The following is a 20221-nucleotide window of genomic DNA, read 5'->3' on the forward strand; positions in this document are numbered from 1 at the left end:
AGGCTCTTCCTTATCAAATAGGCGATTTGCGGCGGTTGTACAACCCGCCCAGCAAGCCGGTCAGGCAACCGATAACCAGGCCACCCACATGGGCCGCGTTGGCGATTTCACCGAAGCCGATCATCGAGACCAGCCCCGACAGGCAGAGCACCAGCCACACCAGCATCATCACCAGCACCCCACGGGGCAGGCGATACGCCGGGTTGGGCGCGAGTAACTGAAAGATCCAGCAATGCCCGAGCAGGCCATACAACACGCCGGACAAACCGCCAAACAGGCCCGGACCGCCGTAAGCGTACTGCGCGTAATTGGAGACCAGGCTGAACAACAGGGTCAGGCCCAGCAGGTTGATGCCGCCCTGGCGCGCTTCAATGCGTCGGCCCAGCTCCCAGTACCACATGCCGTTCATGGCCAGGTGCAGGATGCCGAAGTGAATCAGCATCGGCGTGACCAACCGCCACCACTGCCCGGACGCCAGGCTGTCGGCCAACGGCGTGAACTGGATGTACTCGCCCAGCACCCGGAACGGCAGGAACGTCAGCCAGGCCATGGTCTGCAGGTTTTCGCCGAGCAGTGTCACCGCGCCAACGATCAGGCTTGCCAGCAGCACCAGTGCCGTGACCGGACTGTGCCGAACCTGCTGGATAAAGCTGGCGCGCGCAACCGGTGCCTGCTCGGGAATATCCAGTTGCTGGTCCGGGTCGCCGGCGGGAAAGCGTTGGTACAACACGCGCACGTCGTCACTGATGCTCTCGGGCACCCACAGCACTTGCTCGCCCGCTTCCTCGCTGACGCGATGGGGCACCTGCATGCGGTGCAGCAATTTGACGAAACCGCCCAGGTCGACACTCAGGGGCAGGCGCAATACAGCCACGGTACTCATTGAATAACCTCAGGTCGCTCAACGTCGACCCAGACGAATTTATGCGGATCCAGTCGGGTTTCCTGGTCCAGGCGATACGCCACCAGCTTGCCGTACAGCACCGCGCTGTAGTCCAGGCAGGCCAGGTTGGGGCGGATCGGCGCCGGATTGCCGCTGCGCCAGTAATGACCGACGAACAACAACGGCTCGTCGACGCCATAGCGCAGCAGGGTGTTCTTTTCCGTGGAGGACAACGGCGTGCGCGCCACGGGCTCGGGCAAGGCGTCGGGCTGGAACACGATGTCGCCGTAGGTTTTCGGGTCGTCTTCCCAGAATTTGGTGCGGAAGAACGAACGCGTCAGGCCATCGCCACCGGTCAGGGTGAGGCCGTGCGGCAGGCGCATGTCGGTGCCGCGCAACAGGCGATCGAATGCGTTGCAGGCAAAACTGCCCGGTACGGCGGCGGCCTGCAGGAAGTGCTGATCGATGCAGCCATCCGGGAAGGTCGCGAGCAGCGGTTGGATAAAGCCCTCGTCCCAGCACGCGTGCACCACACGGAAACGCCCGGCGTCGACAAACAGCGGCATGTCATAGAACCAGCCGAGGAAGTCGTGCCAGTCGGCCGGGTACTGTTCGAACTGCGTCAGTGTCTCCTGGATCAACCGCGCATGACGCGGGTTGTGCTCGCGCACAAATTGCTTGCCGCTGCCCGGCGGTGCCGGCGTGGTCCAACCCAGCGCATTGAACTCATGGTTGCCCATGATGCACAGCGCCTGGCCGGCCTCGGTCATGTCGTGGACGATGTGCAGCGCTTCGCGGATGCGTGGCCCACGGTCGATGATATCGCCGAGAAACACCGCCATGCGCGACGGATGGCGCCAGGTGCCGCCCTGCTTGTGGTAACCCATCCGGTCGAGCAAGTGCTCCAGCGTGTGGGCGCAACCGTGCACGTCACCAATCAGGTCGTAGCTGCGCGCGGGATCGAGCATCAGTCGCCTCCACCCCCCAAGCGGCTGCCCCAGCCCAGCTTGGTGCGGCACACTTCGTAGTAGTTGTGGTCCAGCGGATGGATCAAGCGCAACTTCTGTGCCTTTTTGCTCACGGTGATGGTGTCACCGGGGGCGCAGGTGAAATGGTTCTGCCCGTCGCAGGAGACTTGCGGATAGATTTGCATGTCTTTGGACACCACGATCTTCAGCTCACTGTTGCCGTCGACCACAATCGGCCGACTCGACAACATATGGGGATACATCGGCACGATCACAATGGCATCGAGCTTGGGATGCATGATCGGGCCACCCGCCGATAGCGCATACGCGGTGGAGCCGGTCGGCGTGGCGACGATCAGGCCGTCGGCCTTCTGGCTGCACACGAACTGGCCGTCGATATACAGCTCGAACTCGATCATTCGCGTGGACTTGCCGGGATGCAGCACCACGTCATTGAGGGCATCGCCCTGACCGATGGCTTCGCCGTGGCGGCGCACTTCGGCCTGCAGCAGGAAGCGGTTTTCCACCAGGTAGTGGCCGTCGAGCACCTTGGCCACTTCGACTTCCAGCTCGTCGGGGCGAATATCGGTGAGAAACCCCAGGCTGCCACGGTTGATCCCCAGCACCGGCACGTTATGCCGCGCCAGGGCACGGGCCGCGCCGAGCAGGCTGCCGTCACCGCCGACCACGATGACCATGTCGCACACTTCGCCGAGCATTTTGCGCGAGGAGGTCTGCAGGCCGTGGCCCGGCAGGATTTCGCCGATGGTGTCTTCGAGGATCACATGCAGGTGGCGTTCCAGCAGGAATTTTTTCAGCCGGCGGACGGTGTCCAGCACCTGGGTACTGCCCAGGCGACCGATAATGCCGATATTGCGAAATTGCTCCATGGGGCTCCTGCGGGCATAGGGGTGTGGCAAAAAGAAAGGATTATGGGCGAAAGGCCGCGTCAGGCAAAATCCTTTGTCGCCGCCGGGCTGCGATGACAATGGTTCTCAGGCGGCTCCCAGGCACCTGCACGCGACTCAAGAGGCTATGCTCGCACCATGACTCTGTTCCCTGACCTGCACGCCCTGCCCCGCCAACTGCGCCACCCCGAGGTGCGCGACCTGGCGTGGGTGATGCTCGCGCCACCAATGCTCGCACAGACGCCGTGGCCGCAACGCCACCCGCTGGCGGGCAGTGACTGGGTACAGGCGCCGCAAGTACTCGACGCCTGGTTACGTGCGCTCGATCAGGACAGCCGCGCGCTGCAGCACTGGCTGAGCCTGGCGCGCACCCGGCGCCTGGGGCTCTACTATGAGCGCCTGTGGCAGTTCGCCGTGCAGCATGCACCCGGCGTCGAGCTGCTGGCGGCCAACCTGCCGATCCGCCGTGCCGGGCACACCCTGGGCGAGCTGGATATGCTGCTGCGCGACCGCGACGGCGTGCATCACCTGGAATTGGCGATCAAGCTCTATCTTGGTCCACAGGACGGCAACGGCCAGGACACCGCGCAATGGCTCGGCCCCGGCTGCCATGACCGGCTCGACCGCAAGCTGGCCCACCTGGCCCAGCATCAATTGCCGATCTCGGCGCGCCCGGAGAGCCGCGAGGCCCTGGCGGCGCTGGATATCCAGCAGTTCGATGCGCACCTGTGGCTGGGCGGGTATCTGCTTTACCCGTGGCCGGGCCAGGCCGACTCGCCCGTGGGCGCCCACCCACAGCATCTGCGTGGGCGCTGGTTGCATCAGCGCGATTGGCCGGAATTTGTGAGCACCCGCCCCGTCGGCCGCTGGCAACCCCTGCCCCGGCATGCGTGGCTGGCACCGGCGCATTACCCCGCGGCTGAGGTGTGGAGTGAGGAGCAGATGGGCGGCTGGCTGGCACACCTGGACCCGATGGCGCCAGCGCAATTGCTGGTGCGGCTGGTGCAGAGCGGTGAAGAGTGGGAGGAAGCGGAGCGGCTGTTTTTAGTCGCCGATCTTTGGCCGAATGTACCGGGGGCGGGCTGATAATCTGCGGTGTATTCAAGATCGCCATCGGGGGCAAGCCCCCTCCCACATTTGGAATGCGTTTCCCTTGTGGGAGGGGGCTTGCCCCCGATGGCGGCTGGCCAGGCACTACTCATCATCGATATGCCGATAATCCAGCTGCAACCCAATAGCCAGCTCTCGCGCCCGTCCCAACCGGATCGGCCCGCGCTCGATATCCACCAGCAATCCCGGGCACGCCAGCAGCGGCACCCCATCGATCACCTTGAGCCGCCCATCGGTAATCACCAGCAAGCGCTGCAGCTCTGCCGGATAACGCTTGCGCCGTGCCACCAACCAATGCCCGGCCTCGGTCAAGGCTGCCAGCAGCGGCGTACCGCCACCGGCGCCGAGCGGCTCAAGCCAGTCTGCCAGGCTTTTTGCCGCTTTCAAGCCTTGCACCTGCCACTTCGGCGCTTGCCCGCTGGCCGTCAACAAGGCCAGGCGCGCACGTTGTCGGTAGGCGTCATCAAACACCTGCGCCAGCAGGCCCTTGGCATCGCTCAACGCGCGGTGCCGCCGGGTGGAGGCCGAGGCGTCGACAATCACCAGCCACAGCTCCTGGGCAGAGCGGCTGCGCACCTGCCAGCGTAAATCTTCACGGCGTTGCGGCCTGCCGCCGAGCAAGGTGACCGGCCAGTTGATTTGGCCCTGGCGCGCACTGCGCGCCTTGCCTTGCCTGCCATTATCCAGCCGCCCTGCCTTGGGTCGGGCATCCGCCCCCGCGTCAGGTCGAGGGCGAATGCCTAGGGCTTTTTTGGCCAGGCGGGAACATCGCGGCGGGGCCCGGTGGGCAGGGCCGGCGCGGGCATATCGCCCCATTGGCCCTGGCCCGGCGAGGGGTCCGAGGGTTGGGGGGCTTGGCCCTGGTTGGGCGGACTGGCCGCCGGTGCCTGCTCCTGGCGTCGATGACGCAAGGCAAATTCCGCGACCGCGTCTATATCTTCCTCGGCGATAGCGCCGGCCCCGCGCCAGGCGGCATGCGCCCTGGCGCCGCGCAGCCACACGAGGTCGGAGCGCATCCCGTCCACGCCTGCGGCAAAGCAGCGCTGGGTAATCTGCTCCAGGGCACGGTCATCCAGCTCGATACTGTCAAGGCGTGCGCGCGCCTGGGTGCAGCGTTCGCGCAAAGCGGCTTGCGGCAGCGCCCACTGTTCACAGAACGCGACGGGGTCACTGTCGAAATCCAGGCGACGACGGATGATCTGCCCACGCTCGGCCGGCAACGTCTGCCCGCTCAAGGCCACGTTGAAGCCAAAGCGGTCGAGCAGCTGCGGGCGCAGCTCTCCCTCTTCCGGATTCATCGTGCCGATCAGCACAAAACGCGCCGCATGCCGATGGGAGATGCCATCCCGTTCGATCAGGTTAGTGCCGCTGGCAGCCACATCAAGCAACAGATCGACTAAATGATCAGGCAGCAAGTTGACTTCATCAACGTACAACACGCCACCATCGGCTTTGGCCAGCACGCCGGGGGAAAATTGTGCACGGCCCTCGCCGAGCGCGGCGTCCAAGTCCAGGGTGCCGACCAGGCGTTCCTCGGTCGCGCCCAGGGGCAAGGTGACAAACTGCCCGCTGGCGAGCAGGTCCGCCAGGCCACGGGCCAGGGTGGACTTGGCCATGCCGCGCGGGCCTTCGATCAGCACACCGCCGATCCTGGGATCGATCGCGTTCAGGCACAGCGCCAGTTTCAGCTCATCGGCAGCGACCACGGCGGCCAGCGGGAAATGCGCAATATCGGTCATCAACTGTCTTCTTCCATATCCAGCAACAGGTTTTCCAACGCTTCGCGGTAAGCGCCGGGCGCTTGCCACATGCCGCGCTGCTGGGCTTCGAGCATGCGCTCGGTCATGTCGCGCAGGGCGTCGGGGTTGTGCTGTTGCACAAACGCGCGGGTGTCAGGGTCGAGCAGGTAGGCGTCGGCGAGCAGCGCGTATTGGTGATCATCGATCAACGCGGTGGTGGCGTCGAAGGCAAACAGGTTGTCCACGGTCGCAGCCATTTCAAACGCGCCTTTATAGCCGTGACGCTTCACGCCTTCGATCCACTTCGGGTTGGCCGCACGGGAACGCACTACCCGATTCAGCTCTTCCTTCAAGGTGCGGATTTTCGGCAGGTCCGGCTGGCTGTGATCGCCATGATAGCTGGCGGCTTTGTCGCCGCTCAGGGTTTCCACGGCGGCGAGCATGCCGCCCTGGAATTGATAGTAATCATTGGAGTCGAGCACGTCGTGCTCGCGGTTGTCCTGGTTCTGCAGCACCGCCTGCACCTGGCTCAAGCGCTGGGCGAATTGCCCACGGGCAGCGGTGCCTTCGTCGGCGCCGCCGTAGGCGTAGCCACCCCAATTGAGGTACACCTCGGCCAAGTCCTCGCGGCTTTGCCACAGGCGACCGTCAATCGCACCCTGCACGCCCGCGCCATAGGCGCCTGGCTTGGCGCCGAAAATGCGCCAACCGGCCTGTTTCGCCGCGGACGCTGCGTCCAGGCCCGACTCAAGCAGCGCTTGGCGCTCACTGCGCACCTTGGCGGCCAGCGGGTTCATGTCATCCGGCTCGTCCAGGGCCGCCACCGCTTGCACCGCCGCATCGAACAGGCGGATCAGGTTGGCGAACGCGTCACGAAAGAAGCCGGAGACGCGCAGCGTCACGTCGACACGCGGACGGTCCAACAGGCTGATCGGCAGAATCTCGAAGTCATCCACACGCTGGCTGCCGGTGGCCCATACCGGGCGCACGCCCATCAGCGCCATGGCCTGGGCGATATCGTCGCCACCAGTGCGCATGGTGGCAGTGCCCCACACCGACAGGCCCAACTGGCGCAAATGATCGCCGTGGTCCTGCAGGTGCCGTTCAAGCAGCAGATTGGCCGACTGGAACCCGATGCGCCAGGCCGTGGTGGTCGGCAGGTTGCGCACATCCACGGTGAAGAAATTGCGCCCCGTGGGCAATACATCCAGGCGCCCGCGACTCGGCGCGCCACTGGCACCGGCCGGCACAAAGCGACCACCCAGGGCGTCCAGCAGGCCGCGCATTTCTGCCGGGCCGCAGGCATCCAGGCGCGGCGCCACGACAATGCGCAAGCTTTCGACCACCGCCTTCACCTCTTCCCAGCCGGCTTCCTCCAACTGCTCCAGCGGCCCCTCCAGCGCCTGCTCGATCAAGCGCATCGCGTAGAGCTCCAGGCGCTCGCGGGTGTCTCCGGCGGTGCGCCACAGCTGTGCGTCGAGCTTGCGCAACACTTCCGGCTGACGCCCGGTCCACGGCTCTGATAGCGCGCAGTCCAGCGGATCGAAACCCAGCTCGAACGCCTTGGCCAACACCCGCAACAGGCTCGATTGCGCGCCACGGCCATCGCCACGGGGAATGCGCAGCAAGGCCAGCAAGGTATCGATACGCAAGCGCCCCGCTGGCGACTCGCCAAAGATATGCAGGCCGTCGCGGATCTGTGATTCCTTCAAGTCACACAGGTAGGTGTCCAGGCGCGGTAACCAGATGTCGGCATCGGCCTCGCCGTCCAGCTCCAGTTCCTGATCGATACGGGTTTCGCGCACCAGCTTGAGGATGTCTTTCTGCAATTCCAGCGCGCGTCGCGGGTCGAGCAACTGCGCTTCGTAATATTCGTCGGCCAGCAATTCCAGGTCGCGTAGCGGGCCGTAGGTTTCGGCGCGGGTCAGGGGCGGCATCAGGTGGTCGATGATCACCGCCTGGGTACGCCGCTTGGCCTGGGCGCCCTCGCCCGGGTCATTGACGATAAAGGGGTAGATATTCGGCAGCGGCCCGAGCAGCACGTCCGGCCAGCAGTTTTCCGACAGGCCCACGCCCTTGCCGGGCAGCCATTCGAGATTGCCGTGCTTGCCCACATGAATCAGCGCATGCGCGCCGTAGGTTCGGCGCAGCCAGAAGTAGAACGCCAGATAGCCGTGGGGCGGCACCAGGTCAGGGTCGTGATACACCGCGCTCTGATCAACCTGATAACCCCGCGCCGGTTGAATACCGACGAAGGTCTGGTCCAGGCGCAGGCCGGCGATCATCAGGCGGCCGTCGCGGCACATCGGGTCCTGATGCGGTGCGCCCCAACGCGCGAGCACGGCCTGGCGATTGGCTTCAGGCAGGCGCTGGAACATCGCTTCATAGTCGTCCAGGCCCAGGCTTTGATGGCACGGGCGCAGGTCGAGGCTGTCCAGGTCGTTGGTGACGCCGCCCAGCAATGCGTGGATCAAGGCGGTGCCGCTGTCCGGCAAGGTGGAAGGCACCGGGTACCCTTCGGCTTGCAACGCGCGCAGGATGTTCAGCGCTGCCGCCGGCGTATCCAGGCCCACACCATTGCCGATACGGCCGTCGCGGGTTGGATAATTGGCCAGGATCAATGCGACACGCTTGTGCGCATTCGGCAGTCGCGCCAGCTCGACCCAGCGGCGCGCCAGTTCGGCGACAAAATCCATGCGCTCGGGCGCGGCGCGGTAGCAGACCACGTCCGACTGGCTGCGCTCACTACGCCAGGCCAGGTCCTTGAAGCTGATCGGCCGGCTGATGATGCGCCCGTCCAGCTCTGGCAAGGCGATATGCATCGCCAGGTCGCGGGGGCCGAGCCCTTGTGCGCTGGCTTCCCAGCCGGGTTGGTTATCCTGGGCGCAGATCGCCTGAATTACCGGGATATTGCGCCGAAACGGGCGCAGGTGCGGTGCTTCCGGGCTGGATTGGGCAAAGCCTGTGGTGTTGAGTATCACCGCGGCTTGCACCTCGTCCAACAGGTCCTCGACCACCGTGAGGCAACCGGGCTCTTTCAAACTGGCCACTGCGATGGGCAACGGGTTCAGGCCCGCTGCCTGCAAGCGCTGGCAGAACACATCGATAAACCCGGTATTGGCCGCCTGCAAGTGGGAGCGGTAGAACAGCACCGCAGCCACGGGGACGTCGGCGCGCCAATCCGCCTGCCAGTCATTGAGGCGGGCATTGGCTCTGTGGGGGTGATAGATCGCCGTACGCGGCAAGGTTTGCGGCTCGGCCCAGGCATAGTCGCGGCCCAGATGGGCACTGGCCAGACAGTGATAAAAGTCCAGCGCATTGCCCAGGCCACCCTGGCGCAAAAAGTGCCACAGACGCTCGCGCTGTTCGGCAGCGACGGTGCTCAGGCCGCTGAGTTCCGGGTCCGGACGATCATCCCCCGGCATCAGGATCAGCGTGACGCCGCGCTCGGCCAGTTCCACCAGGCGCTCGATGCCGTAGCGCCAATAACCGATGCCGCCATGCAAGGAAATCAGGATGACCTTGGCGTGGCGCAGCACCTCATCGACGTACAGGTCGACCGAGGCGTGGTTCTGCACCTGCATCGGGTTGGCCAGGCGCAGGCTGGGGTAATCCTCGGGCAACTGCTGCGCCGCTTCGGCGAGCAGCGCCAGGCTGGAATCGCCGCTGCACAGGATCACCAGTTCGGCAGGGGTTTGGCCAAGGTCGGCGATAGTGTCGTCCGCGACGAAACCACCGGGCTGGGTCCTGAGCAGGTGCATGGTTAAACGCTGAGGGCAGCGCGCAGTTGCGCTTCGAGGCCGGCGGCATCCAGTTCCTGGCCGATCAGCACCAGGCGCGTGGTGCGTGCTTCTTCCAAGCCCCAGGCCCGGTCAAAGTGCTTGTCGAAGCGCGTGCCCACGCCCTGGATCAGCAGGCGCATCGGCTTGTTCGGGATCGCAGCGAAACCTTTGACGCGCAGGATGCCGTGCTGCACCACCAGTTGGGTCAGGGCGTCGAGCAACAGGGCTTCGTCGGCTTGAGGCAGGTCGATTGAGATCGAGTCGAAGGCGTCGTGATCGTGGTCGTGATTAAGGGGGTCCTCACCGTCGTGGTGATGATCATGATGGCTGTGGCGAGCATCAATGTGCTCCTCCGAGCCCGCACCCAGGCCAATCAGCACGTCCAACGGCAGGCGACCGCTGCTGGCTTCGATGATCTTCACCGCCGGCGGCAGCTCTTCAGCGACTTCCAGGCGCACGCGGGCCAGGTCTTCGGCGCTGATCAGGTCGGATTTGTTGAGGATCACCAGGTCGGCGCTGGCCAATTGGTCGGCGAACAATTCGTGCAAAGGCGACTCGTGGTCCAGGTTCGGGTCGAGTTTGCGCTGGGCATCGACTTGATCCGGAAACGCGGCGAAGGTGCCGGCAGCCACGGCCGGGCTGTCGACCACGGTAATCACCGCGTCCACGGTGCACGCATTGCGGATTTCCGGCCATTGGAAGGCCTGGACCAATGGCTTGGGCAAGGCCAGGCCCGAGGTTTCGATGAGAATGTGGTCAAGGTCGCCGCGTCGGGCCACCAGTTCGCGCATCACCGGGAAGAACTCTTCCTGAACGGTGCAGCACAGGCAACCGTTGGCCAGTTCGTACACGCGGCCATTGGCTTCTTCCTCGGTGCAACCGATGGAACACTGCTTGAGGATTTCACCGTCAATGCCCAGCTCGCCAAACTCGTTGACGATCACGGCAATGCGACGGCCCTGGGCGTTGTCGAGCATATGACGCAGCAACGTAGTCTTGCCCGAGCCGAGAAAGCCGGTAACGATGGTGACGGGGAGTTTGGCCAGTGTTTTCATCGGATGCCCTTTGGGGCGGGCATACGGGACGACAGGCCCTGCGGCGGCGCGCAGCAGCGGGTTTCGTCACCGGATCACCCCGCCCGGTTGAATTGAAAAATCGATTGCGAGGCAGGTCTCCTGGCTTGGGGCTTGCGGGTCTTGCGACCGGCGCCGGCTGCGCCTTCCCGCCGTATCGGCAGTGGCATTGCAGTCAGGTGAACCCTTCACAGTTGCGGGGGCAGCCGCGGCTTGTACCGCGTTCCCTTCTTAGCTTCGGCCGCAGCCGAAGAACCTCGAGCAGGCAAGGCTACGCAGTGCGCGGTCTGCGGTCAATGTCCCGTAGCCGCGATGAAAGGTTCAGGCGTAGTGATAGCTGACAGGTACATCGCCAACAATATCGGTATGCAGTATTTGCCCCTGGCTCTCGAGGTACAGGTCAATCTCGCCATTGCCGGTCAAGTCGAGTACGACCCACGACTCGTTCGTGTGCGGATCGTAGCCCACGCCCACCTCGCCTGCCCGCCCGGTGAACTGGCTGACGAATGTCAGCGAACGGATGTCATGTTTGCGCAACAGCGCGCCAATATCGATTTTGTCCTGACCACTGACAAAGTCGGTCACCTGGTCCGGGGCGTACAACGTCGAATCACCGGCATTGTCGTATACAAACGTATCGCTGCCCGCACCGCCGCGCATGCGGTCCGCCCCGGCGCCGCCTTTGAGGCGGTTGTCGGCGTCATTTCCGATCAGCACGTCATTGCCCGAACCACCGATGGCGTTTTCCAGGACAACGCCCTTGGCGATGGACACATTGCCCTTCATTCCCCCTACGTCGCAGAAGGATTCGGCACGCAAGTTGATCACCTGGTCCTGATGATATCCGGAGAAGTCCAACGTATCGTTGCCACCCCCATCCCAGACGCAAAAGACAGCACGGTTGCGCGATGAACTCAAGGACAGGTCGTCTCGCTGGGTATTGGAGTTGAACCCGTAGGTGGTATCGGTGTTACGGGTCTGGTGATTGGCACCATAGACCCGCTGAGACCAGGCAATGTCAGCCATCAACGGCGACGAGGCATGTTGGCCCTTGAAGTCCTGACCGGTATTGCTCGGCGCAAAATAACTCATGACGGAGTGGCCCCGACTGTCTTGTGCGTAGGCGGCGTGGTCTGCATAGTTGGAAGGCCCCCACGACGCATCATAATTGCCCGTATGCGCGGCGCCCAATGTGTGTCCGATCTCGTGAGTGAGCGTTTGGCGCGCGAAGCTGTTGACTGCCGGCGCGCGGTTATCCGAATAGTCGGGGTTAACCCGTACCCGTCCTTGATAACTCGAGAACAAGCCATCCGCCACCGGTGGCTGCTGGTTGTCACTGTTGACGAACCGCAGCCGCGCTTCAGCGTCAACAGCATCTTCTTCAAACTTGATATTCGCCACATCCGCCCAGGATTGCATTGAACGTCTGGCCTGTGCTTTTTGTGTTTCGTTAAACTTGCTTTCCTGTGATGCAACTTCACTAAACGTATAACCGACCCGCACGACGCCATCGCGATTGCTGTCTGTCAACCGACGCCCCCTCCTGTCAATGTTGCGCGCCATCGCCTCCGTAGACCACGAGGGTTTACCGGAGCCTGCGCGATAGTAGGGATCGTCGACACGCAAGGATTTGTCCCAAAGCGCGGGGGTGTTGGCGCCTGGACGCTGTTGGTCGCCGGGTGCGCAGCCGTGTTGCAGCTGATGACTATATTCGGACACATTACCCGGATTGAAAACACGTCGAGATACATACGTCATAAATAAGCCTCCTACCCCTAATGACACTTCAACTTCCAGGGGCCACCTTCCAACACGCGACAATAAAAATAAAGCATGAGCACGCCCTTAACCAATTAAGGATATTGCCTATTGGTTGCCCAGCAGCACTGAGCGCTGCGCCAACCTGTGCCTCAATTGACGCCCAGGTCTGGCCCGTGTTTTCCTATGCATCTTGTTTCGGGTGCCCTTCACAGGGTGAAACGGGAAACCGGTGACCCATGCCTTGATTGATCAGAGGCATGAACAGTCCGGTGCTGCCCCCGCAACGGTAAGCGAGCGAAGCGTCAAATCCACTGTGCCTGTGCATGGGAAGGAGACGCTTGTCAGGCCGACTCTTTCCAGAGCCGTCCCCTCGCAAGCCCGGAGACCGGCCCGAAAAATTCAGATAACAAACCCGCGGTGGGCGGGCGCTGTTCAGAATCCTGCGTGCCCGGCTCGCGGGGTTCTCATGCGCTCGTTTCACTCAAGACACCTGAAGGGACGCGCCATGTCGATCACCAGCAGTACCTCGCACACCGCCAGCAGCACCTCTACCCTGAGCCAACGCCTGAGCGCCGCCATCGGCGCGTCGATCCTCGGCGCGTGCCTGGTGTACTTCGCCGGTTTCTCGCATATCGAGGCGGTGCACAACGCCGCCCATGATACCCGGCACAGCGCCGCGTTCCCGTGCCACTGAGGCCTGCCGAGATGATCAAGCGTATCGCGCAAACTGCGGGCTTCACCGGCCTTCTGGCTGCCCTGTTGCTGACGCTGCTGCAAAGCTTGTGGGTCGCTCCACTGATTTTGCAGGCGGAAACCTTCGAAAAGGCCCCATCGGCCACCGAAGTCACCCATGAGCACACCGCAGGCGCGCCTGCACACACCCATGACGCCCAGGCCTGGGAGCCGCAGGACGGCTGGCAACGCGTGCTGTCCACCACCGGCGGCAACCTGGTGGTAGCGGTCGGGTTTGCGCTGATGCTGGCCGGGCTCTACACGTTGCGTGCCCCCACTCGCACCGCCCAAGGCTTGCTGTGGGGGCTGGCCGGTTACGCGACCTTTGTGCTCGCCCCCACCTTGGGCCTGCCACCGGAGTTGCCGGGTACCGCCGCCGCAGACCTGGCACAGCGCCAGATCTGGTGGGTCGGCACCGCCGCCTCGACGGCTGCAGCAATTGCGTTGCTGGTGTTCGGGCGCAACGGGTGGCTGAAAGTACTGGGTGTGGCAATTCTTGTGGTGCCCCACGTGATCGGCGCACCGCAACCCGAGGTGCATTCGATGCTGGCACCGCAAGCCCTGGAAGCGCAGTTCAAGATCGCTTCGCAGTTGACCAACGTTGCGTTCTGGCTGGCCCTGGGCTTGATCAGCGCCTGGCTGTTCCGCCGGCACCGCGACGGCTCATACCCGGCATGACCCTGGTCGTCGGCCTGGGCTGCCAGCGAGGCTGTAGTGCCCAGGCCCTGCTGGCGCTGGTTGACAGTGGCCTCGCCGAGGCCGGAATCGACCGTCAGCACCTGAGCGCATTGGCAAGCATTGAGCGCAAGCAGGATGAGCCAGGGCTTTTGGCACTGTCTCGGATCCTGAACGTGCCACTGCTGTGTTTCAGTGCCGCGCACCTGAGCGCTTATGAGGAACGTCTGAGCCACAAATCCGCCGTCGCTTTTGCCCATACCCAGTGTCACGGGGTTGCCGAAAGCGCCGCGCTGGCCCTGGCCGAGCAGCTCGCCAGCGCCCCCGTCCGGCTGCTGATCACTCGCCGCAAAAGCGCGCAGGCCACCTTTGCATTGGCCGGCGTCGACGCTAACCCGGATAATCACCCCACCCGATCTTGAGCATTGTTCATGCTCGTGCGCACTCCAACAGGAATCTTGCATGACCGTTTACTTCATCGGCGCAGGTCCCGGCGACCCGGAACTGATCACCGTCAAGGGCCAGCGGCTGATCCGCAGTTGCCCGGTGATCATCTACGCCGGCTCGCTGGTACCCGCAGCGGTACTGGAAGGCCATCAGGCGCAGCAGGTGGTCAACAGCGCGGAACTGCACCTGGAACAGATCATCGACTTGATCAAAACGGCCCACGCCAACGGCCACGATGTGGCGCGTGTGCATTCCGGCGACCCAAGCCTGTATGGAGCGATTGGCGAGCAGATCCGTCACTTGCGTGAGTTGGGCATTGCGTTCCAGATCATACCCGGCGTCACGGCGGTGGCAGCCTGCGCGGCGTTGCTGGAAACCGAGCTGACCCTGCCGGATATCGCCCAGAGCGTAATCCTGACCCGCTATGCCGATAAAACCAGCATGCCCGCCGGTGAAGACTTCGACAGCCTGGCCCGCCACGGCACGACCATGGCGATTCACCTGGGGGTCAATCACCTGGAGAAGATCGTCGCCGAGCTGCTGCCGCACTATGGCGCCGATTGCCCGATCGCCGTGGTGCACCGCGCGACGTGGCCGGATCAGGACTGGGTGGTGGGTTCGCTGAGTGATATTGCCCGGAAGGTCGAGGCCAAAGGCTTTCGACGTACGGCGCTGATTGTGGTGGGGCGGGTACTGGCCAGTGACACATTCAGTGAGTCTTCACTGTATCGGGCGGGACATGTGCATCTATACCGACCTTGAGTTTCTACGTCACACCGCTATCGGGGGCAAGCCCCCTCCCACACTTGATCCTTATTGTTAGATAGTTATCACAACCCACTGAATTTCAAGCAGAAAAAACGGCGCTCACGGGGCGCCGTTTTTCGTCGCAGTGAACACCTTACTCAGTAGTAGGCGTTTTCTTTCTGCGTGTGGTCGGTCACGTCACGTACGCCCTTGAGCTCGGGAATGCGTTCGAGCAAGGTCCGCTCGATACCTTCGCGCAACGTCACGTCCGCCTGGCCGCAGCCTTGGCAACCACCACCGAATTTCAATACGGCAATACCGTCATCCACGACGTCGATCAGGCTCACCTGGCCGCCGTGGCTGGCCAGCCCCGGGTTGATTTCGGTTTGCAGGTAGTAGTTGATGCGCTCGTTGACCGGGCTGTCGGCGTTGACATTGGGCACCTTGGCGTTCGGGGCCTTGATGGTCAACTGGCCGCCCATGCGGTCGGTGGCGTAATCGACCACGGCGTCATCGAGGAAGGCTTCGCTGAAGGCATCAATGTACGCGGTGAAGCTTTTCAGCCCCAGGGCGGTGTCTTCAGGTTTCTCTTCCCCCGGCTTGCAGTAGGCAATGCACGTCTCGGCGTACTGGGTACCGGGCTGGGTGATAAAGACGCGGATGCCGATACCCGGGGTGTTCTGCTTGGACAGCAGGTCAGCCAGGTAATCGTGGGCGGCGTCGGTAATGGTTATGGCAGTCATGGAAACTCCTCACAGGCTTGCGGGCAGTTTACGCCAAATTATTACGCAGGTACAAAGTCCGAGTGTTTTTGTCGGAAAAGCATCCCGGCGCTGCGCCCCTGCCGAGTCCTGTAGCAATGCCTATCTATGTAGCACGTGCGAGAGAGTGAGTCTGCCTAGCATGACGTCGCGATCCTAATTGCTCACGCGCGAGGTTTTAATGAAGCCCACACTTTCCCGACTCATGTCCAAGAGTCCACCTACACGTCTGTCGGACCTCGATCACCTGCTCGACCATCTGGCGGGCCTGATCCAGGGCCCGACACTTGCGAACGCTCTGACGTCTTACTACTACCCTCCAGCAGACTCCGCACTGGGCCGCGAATGCAAAGCCGCTTTTCGCGTGCTTAAAATCCTTGAAGAGGATGACGACTTCAAGACGTTCCTCAGTGAAAAACCCTCGCCCAACAACTCCCCGCTCGGCGATTTCCCTTACGACTTCCTGTCCGAGCTACTCAGTACGCCGAAATCACCTATCCCCACCCCAGCCGAAGTGTTCGACATTGCAGGCCATCCAGTGGTGCTGCGTAAAGCGCCGCTCTACTTCGCCAACCAGATCGACGTCCTGCTGGACATCCACCGCAAAGTCGGCAACGGCGTCAAAAGCGACGGTTCAGTTCGGCTTGATCGGGTATTGGCCTACTACGCAATCATACCCGCCGCCCCGACTACCATGGCCCAGTGGAAGGCCGTGCAATACCACCTGCAGGAATATCGGGCGCTTTGCCGGCTGGGTCACGATGGCCATGTCAGCGACCTGGAACACTTGCTAGGGCCAGAGGACGACAAGATCATCAAGCACGTCGTGCGCGACCTCGAGCGCGACAATGCCCGGTCGTTGTTCGCACAGGTAGTCCCCCAGCGGTTGACCCCGGCACAACAAGCAGCGCTAGACACCACCCCCACCGTCCTCCTGGAACAGCTGCTCAATACCCGCGAAAACCTGGCAGTGGGCCAATCCATCGCCGCGGCACTGGACTGGTATGGTGCCGGCGATGACCAAGAGTGCCCGCAAGCCGTCAAAGTGAAACTGCTCTGGCGCGCACTCTGGCTGACGATCACGCCCGACGCCCACTCACTCAACGACAACGAACTCAAAGCGTTCATCCCGCCGGCAGTCAACTATGGGGTCATTCGTCAGTCATTGATCAAGGAGTACGAGCGCTCATTGGACCTCAATCCATCGACGGCGCGCCTGGCCGTCTGCGTGCTCAAGGCCAATATTCCCAGTGAAATATGGGTCGAGGGCATTCCAGATGAGTTGCCCTACGGCACCTCCAGCGCATGGGTCAACTTCAAAAGCGGATTTATCCTGGCCGAGTCCGTTGCCCCAGGCTCATCACGGCATATGACATTCGAGCGACTGCTCAATCTGCCGGGTGAGTTCCTTCGTGTGTATGCCGACGAACCAGCACAACAAACACGGGTGGTTGCCGCGAAAATCCAACCGACGCTCACCTGGGCAGTAGAAACTGGCCTACTGCCGGTAAGCCGGTACGGCTACTCCACCCAAGACATCGAACACGCATTGGCCGCCCTGGAACAGCATGAAAGCGAGATGATTAAGGCGGCGCAAGACCTCGCGCTGCAACCACCCAGTCGTTTTCGCTTCAACTCGGACGCTGAGTTTGACCAGGCTTTCAATGACTACCTGCACATCCCAAGAGCGGCCTACAAAACCCTGATCAAAGGCTTGCTGGCGCAGTTTGCGCCGTTATGGCCGGGCAATAGCGACCGTGACGAAATCACCGTTTATTCATTGCGCAAACCCCTGCATGACGTCCAGGTCGAACATGAAGACAAGCACAACACTGACGCCGTTCGCGGGCGCTCGGGGTTTATCTTGCGTCTGGCGTGCGCTGACCACCCCTACACCCTGCGCTACATCGAGGTTTTTCCGAACGCCGGCATTGTTCGCGTGCGCGAAGACCTCAAAAACCTGTGGGTGGGCGGCGAGGTAAAGGTTGAACGTGTTGGCGGGACCAGCCGCTCAAGCCGAGGCCGCTTCAGAAAAGGCACCGAACTGCCATTCGACTGGAAAGCTTATCAGGACGCCGTGAAGCCTGAGCCCGGCCAGACAGCCACCCTGATCGTCGAGCAAGTCGGGCAGGTGATGCCAGCGCTCATCGCGCCCCACGATCAGCAAGCGCCACAGGTCCCACCGCCGCTGCCCCCTCGGCAGCCCCTGTCATTGGCCGCCAATATCCGCCAATCGCCACGGATCGAGGCACTGGCAGAGATGATCGCGCGTGAGTTGTTCTTTTGCGATGAAAAGATCCTCTTGGAGAAAACCCGTAAAGCCACACGGGCCATGGATATCGGCCATGACTTTTTTGAAGACATCTCGTACTGGGGAAAAATGTTCGTGCCATTCTGGGGCGCTATCGACGACCTGGCCTCAGGCGATCCCCAGCGTATCGAGTCAGGTGGACTCGGCCTTTTTACCGATATCGTGTCGTTCGGTGTGCCCATCGGTAAATACATTGCCGGCTGCACGCGCGTCGTGGTCCAGGCGGGCAAGGCCGGTATCCGCCTTGCATTGCCGCACCTGTCCACGCTGACCAGAAAGCTGATCACCGCCACGTTGCAGGAACTCAACCCACTGGGTGCGGTGGTCGCGGTATTGAACCTGGGGCGATTCGCCCTGATCAATCTCGGCACGGCAGCCCTGCGCCAGGCAAGCAAGGGGATCGCGCAGTTGCGCGACGGGAGTGTCGCAGCCCGCCACATGATATCCGTCGACCCGCGCATCTGGTCACCGCGCCAGGCCGGCGACCGCTTGTTCACGGTGGACGGTTGCCCCAACATCCCCATGCGCAATGTCGGCACCCTGGAGGCTGCGGATTATCGGCTGATTGACGCCGGCTCCAACCGCGTTTTCGGGCCACGGTTTCGCGAGCCGGTCACGGTTATCAGCAACAGCAACCCGCTGATCCGCAAATACGCCGTGGACCCTCACTGGATTGCAGGGCTCAAGCCCGATTCCCGCGGGATCTTTTTCCGTGCCGAGTACAACCAACGGTTCATCTGCAATATCGATGACAGAGGTACGATCTCGGTATATCAGGTGCGGGACAACTCCTATGGTTTTATCCAGGAGACCGCCGCCGGCGCCGACAACAGTTTTTCCGTGGTGCTGGTCAACCCCAAGAGCAACCGGGACTTGTCGATCACTCTATCGTCCGTAGAGCCGGGGCACTGGTATTCAAGCCTGATCAAAGTCACCGGCGGCGCTCCGGAAAAGCCCGACTTCGTCACGCCCTCGGTCCTGTTGAATTGGACGCAAGCCAGTGAAAACGCCCTGAAAAAAACCATGGATGATTTTGTGCGGACCTACAACCTGGACCCCAACGCATTCAGGCAGTTTGTGCATACCGGCGACAACCTGGCGAGTCGTGGGCTCACGATGCTGGACCGAGCAGGCACCGCCCGCACGGAGGTAACCTTCGATCATTTGGAAAGTTGGCGCACGACCTCCCAGAAAAAACGCAACACGCTCACCCTCGAGGGATTCGCCGCCGACCACAACCTCGACCCAAGAGCCTTTGCAGAGTATGTAAACCTGGATGGCAGCTATCGGGCAGCCGGAAAGGTACTCGCCAAACATGCCAGCGGCGCGCAGTTCACCCCGGTGAGCCACACCCATCTGCAAGCGTGGTACACCCTCTACAACGCCAATAATTCAAGCTCTTCCATGGCCACATTTGTTGAAGCAAACGATCTCAACCCGGTGATCTGGAGCACCTATGTCAACGACAACGGCAGCCTGACCCGTGTGGGAAGAGAAATGCGGGTTTTCGGCTCAAGAGACATCGTAGACGAGCCGATCGCCAGGAAACGCCCAACTGCCCCGCCCCAGCCGGGCAGTTCGAAGCGGCCGCGACTGGAAAACGATACGCCCCCCTCACGGCACCGATCCACGTCTATCACCGGCTCTTACGATCACAGAATCAACAATAATGCACCGATCCTGCAGGACCCGAACGATGTGCGGCGCAGCCTGACCCAGGATCTCGAAGGCCCACCTGAAAAAATCAAGATCACCGAGGCCAATCAATTTTTTGATGAGTTCAACGGCCGCCAACATATCGAGATCAAGAAGGCTGCAACCAAAAGCATCCGCGAATGGATCGCCAGGGAAGGTAATCACCATCGCACGCTTGATCGATTGCTTGAGGTCAAGAAGCTCGATGAGGGCTCGGAACGGGGTTTATCGGTGGTCGCCAAGAGCGATATCAAACGGTTCGATGTCCTCGGCCCCTACACCGGCAAGTTGCACTTGAACAAGGCTTCGATTGCTGCCGAGGTAATGGAAAAAGGCAGGGTGGCCGTCGGTACTTATCTATTCCAGACGAACACCAAAGGGGCGTCTATCAGCGGTCACGGCAACAGCAATATCCTCAGCCTGATTAACGCGGTCAACGTACCGCGCATCGCCGACGTCGGTATCGAAAATGTGGCAGCCTTACATGTAGGCAAGTACATGGTGTTCCTGCTCGCGTGGAAGGATATTCCTGCCGGCACGGAGTTGCTGATGGACTACGGGCGAGAATACTGGAAGTACATAAAACCCCAAGGCCATCGCCCATAGGGGGGACCGATCTGATCGCCCCC

The 20221-nt window shown here is 62.2% G+C and carries 15 protein-coding genes and 2 riboswitches; of the genes, 6 read left to right on the top strand and 9 right to left on the bottom strand.

Annotation, left to right across the window (positions count from 1 at the left end; genetic code table 11):
- Nucleotides 1-13: 13 nt before the first annotated feature.
- The 3 genes from CIB54_RS19730 to CIB54_RS19740 are packed head-to-tail and all read right to left on the bottom strand — an operon-like array spanning nt 14 to nt 2741.
- A complete protein-coding gene (locus tag CIB54_RS19730; protein ID WP_101220724.1) occupies nt 14-883 on the bottom strand; it encodes a rhomboid family intramembrane serine protease in 870 nt (289 codons plus the stop codon).
- Entirely contained in the window at nt 880-1854 is a 975-nt protein-coding gene (locus CIB54_RS19735; protein ID WP_420094163.1) for a metallophosphoesterase, read from the bottom strand. The genes CIB54_RS19730 and CIB54_RS19735 overlap by 4 nt, the downstream gene beginning before the upstream one ends.
- Nucleotides 1851-2741: an NAD(+) kinase gene (locus CIB54_RS19740; RefSeq protein WP_057725186.1), complete on the bottom strand. Its 891-nt coding sequence runs from the start codon at nt 2739-2741 to the stop codon at nt 1851-1853. The genes CIB54_RS19735 and CIB54_RS19740 overlap by 4 nt, the downstream gene beginning before the upstream one ends.
- Before the next feature lie 156 nt (nt 2742-2897).
- Here CIB54_RS19740 and CIB54_RS19745 point away from each other — a divergent pair, with 156 nt between their 5' ends.
- Entirely contained in the window at nt 2898-3845 is a 948-nt protein-coding gene (locus tag CIB54_RS19745; RefSeq protein WP_065949648.1) for a DUF1853 family protein, read from the top strand.
- Nucleotides 3846-3953: 108 nt separating this feature from the next.
- On the opposite strand, the gene CIB54_RS19750 is transcribed toward CIB54_RS19745, so the two are convergent.
- The 5 genes from CIB54_RS19750 to CIB54_RS19770 all read right to left on the bottom strand — a co-directional run bounded on the left by CIB54_RS19750 (nt 3954) and on the right by CIB54_RS19770 (nt 12221).
- A complete protein-coding gene (locus CIB54_RS19750) occupies nt 3954-4556 on the bottom strand; it encodes a vWA domain-containing protein (RefSeq protein WP_101220752.1) in 603 nt (200 codons plus the stop codon).
- Nucleotides 4557-4609: 53 nt separating this feature from the next.
- Nucleotides 4610-5608: a magnesium chelatase ATPase subunit I gene (locus tag CIB54_RS19755; RefSeq protein ID WP_101220726.1), complete on the bottom strand. Its 999-nt coding sequence runs from the start codon at nt 5606-5608 to the stop codon at nt 4610-4612.
- Nucleotides 5608-9369 carry a cobaltochelatase subunit CobN gene (gene cobN, locus CIB54_RS19760; RefSeq protein WP_101220727.1) on the bottom strand — a complete coding sequence of 1254 codons (3762 nt, stop codon included), beginning with the start codon at nt 9367-9369 and terminating at the stop codon, nt 5608-5610. The genes CIB54_RS19755 and cobN overlap by 1 nt, the downstream gene beginning before the upstream one ends.
- Before the next feature lie 2 nt (nt 9370-9371).
- On the bottom strand, nt 9372-10445 hold the full coding sequence (cobW, locus tag CIB54_RS19765) for a cobalamin biosynthesis protein CobW (RefSeq protein ID WP_065949645.1): 1074 nt from the start codon (nt 10443-10445) through the stop codon (nt 9372-9374).
- Nucleotides 10446-10537: 92 nt separating this feature from the next.
- A riboswitch (cobalamin riboswitch) is annotated at nt 10538-10738 on the bottom strand.
- Nucleotides 10739-10784: 46 nt separating this feature from the next.
- Complete coding sequence (locus CIB54_RS19770) at nt 10785-12221, bottom strand: M10 family metallopeptidase C-terminal domain-containing protein (protein ID WP_157829745.1); 1437 nt, start codon at nt 12219-12221, stop codon at nt 10785-10787.
- Nucleotides 12222-12404: 183 nt separating this feature from the next.
- Nucleotides 12405-12633, top strand: a riboswitch (cobalamin riboswitch).
- A gap of 96 nt (nt 12634-12729) precedes the next feature.
- Between CIB54_RS19770 and CIB54_RS19775 the strand changes: the two genes are divergently transcribed.
- The 4 genes from CIB54_RS19775 to cobM are packed head-to-tail and all read left to right on the top strand — an operon-like array spanning nt 12730 to nt 14840.
- Entirely contained in the window at nt 12730-12918 is a 189-nt protein-coding gene (locus tag CIB54_RS19775; RefSeq protein WP_065949644.1) for a CbtB domain-containing protein, read from the top strand.
- A gap of 11 nt (nt 12919-12929) precedes the next feature.
- Nucleotides 12930-13634 (top strand): CbtA family protein, encoded by a 705-nt coding sequence (locus CIB54_RS19780; RefSeq protein WP_065949643.1) that lies wholly within the window; start codon nt 12930-12932, stop codon nt 13632-13634.
- On the top strand, nt 13631-14053 hold the full coding sequence (locus CIB54_RS19785; RefSeq protein WP_101220729.1) for a cobalamin biosynthesis protein: 423 nt from the start codon (nt 13631-13633) through the stop codon (nt 14051-14053). The genes CIB54_RS19780 and CIB54_RS19785 overlap by 4 nt, the downstream gene beginning before the upstream one ends.
- A 40-nt stretch (nt 14054-14093) precedes the next feature.
- Complete coding sequence (gene cobM, locus CIB54_RS19790; protein WP_065949641.1) at nt 14094-14840, top strand: precorrin-4 C(11)-methyltransferase; 747 nt, start codon at nt 14094-14096, stop codon at nt 14838-14840.
- 143 nt (nt 14841-14983) lie between these two features.
- On the opposite strand, the gene nfuA is transcribed toward cobM, so the two are convergent.
- Nucleotides 14984-15568 (bottom strand): Fe-S biogenesis protein NfuA, encoded by a 585-nt coding sequence (gene nfuA, locus CIB54_RS19795; protein ID WP_003190728.1) that lies wholly within the window; start codon nt 15566-15568, stop codon nt 14984-14986.
- Nucleotides 15569-15746: 178 nt separating this feature from the next.
- Between nfuA and CIB54_RS19800 the strand changes: the two genes are divergently transcribed.
- The gene (locus CIB54_RS19800; RefSeq protein WP_232790582.1) at nt 15747-20198 is read left to right on the top strand and encodes an SET domain-containing protein-lysine N-methyltransferase; all 4452 of its coding nucleotides are present in this window, start codon (nt 15747-15749) and stop codon (nt 20196-20198) included.
- Nucleotides 20199-20221: the final 23 nt, after the last annotated feature.

This window comes from Pseudomonas fluorescens (assembly GCF_002837185.1).
Lineage (GTDB): Bacteria > Pseudomonadota > Gammaproteobacteria > Pseudomonadales > Pseudomonadaceae > Aquipseudomonas > Aquipseudomonas fluorescens_AM.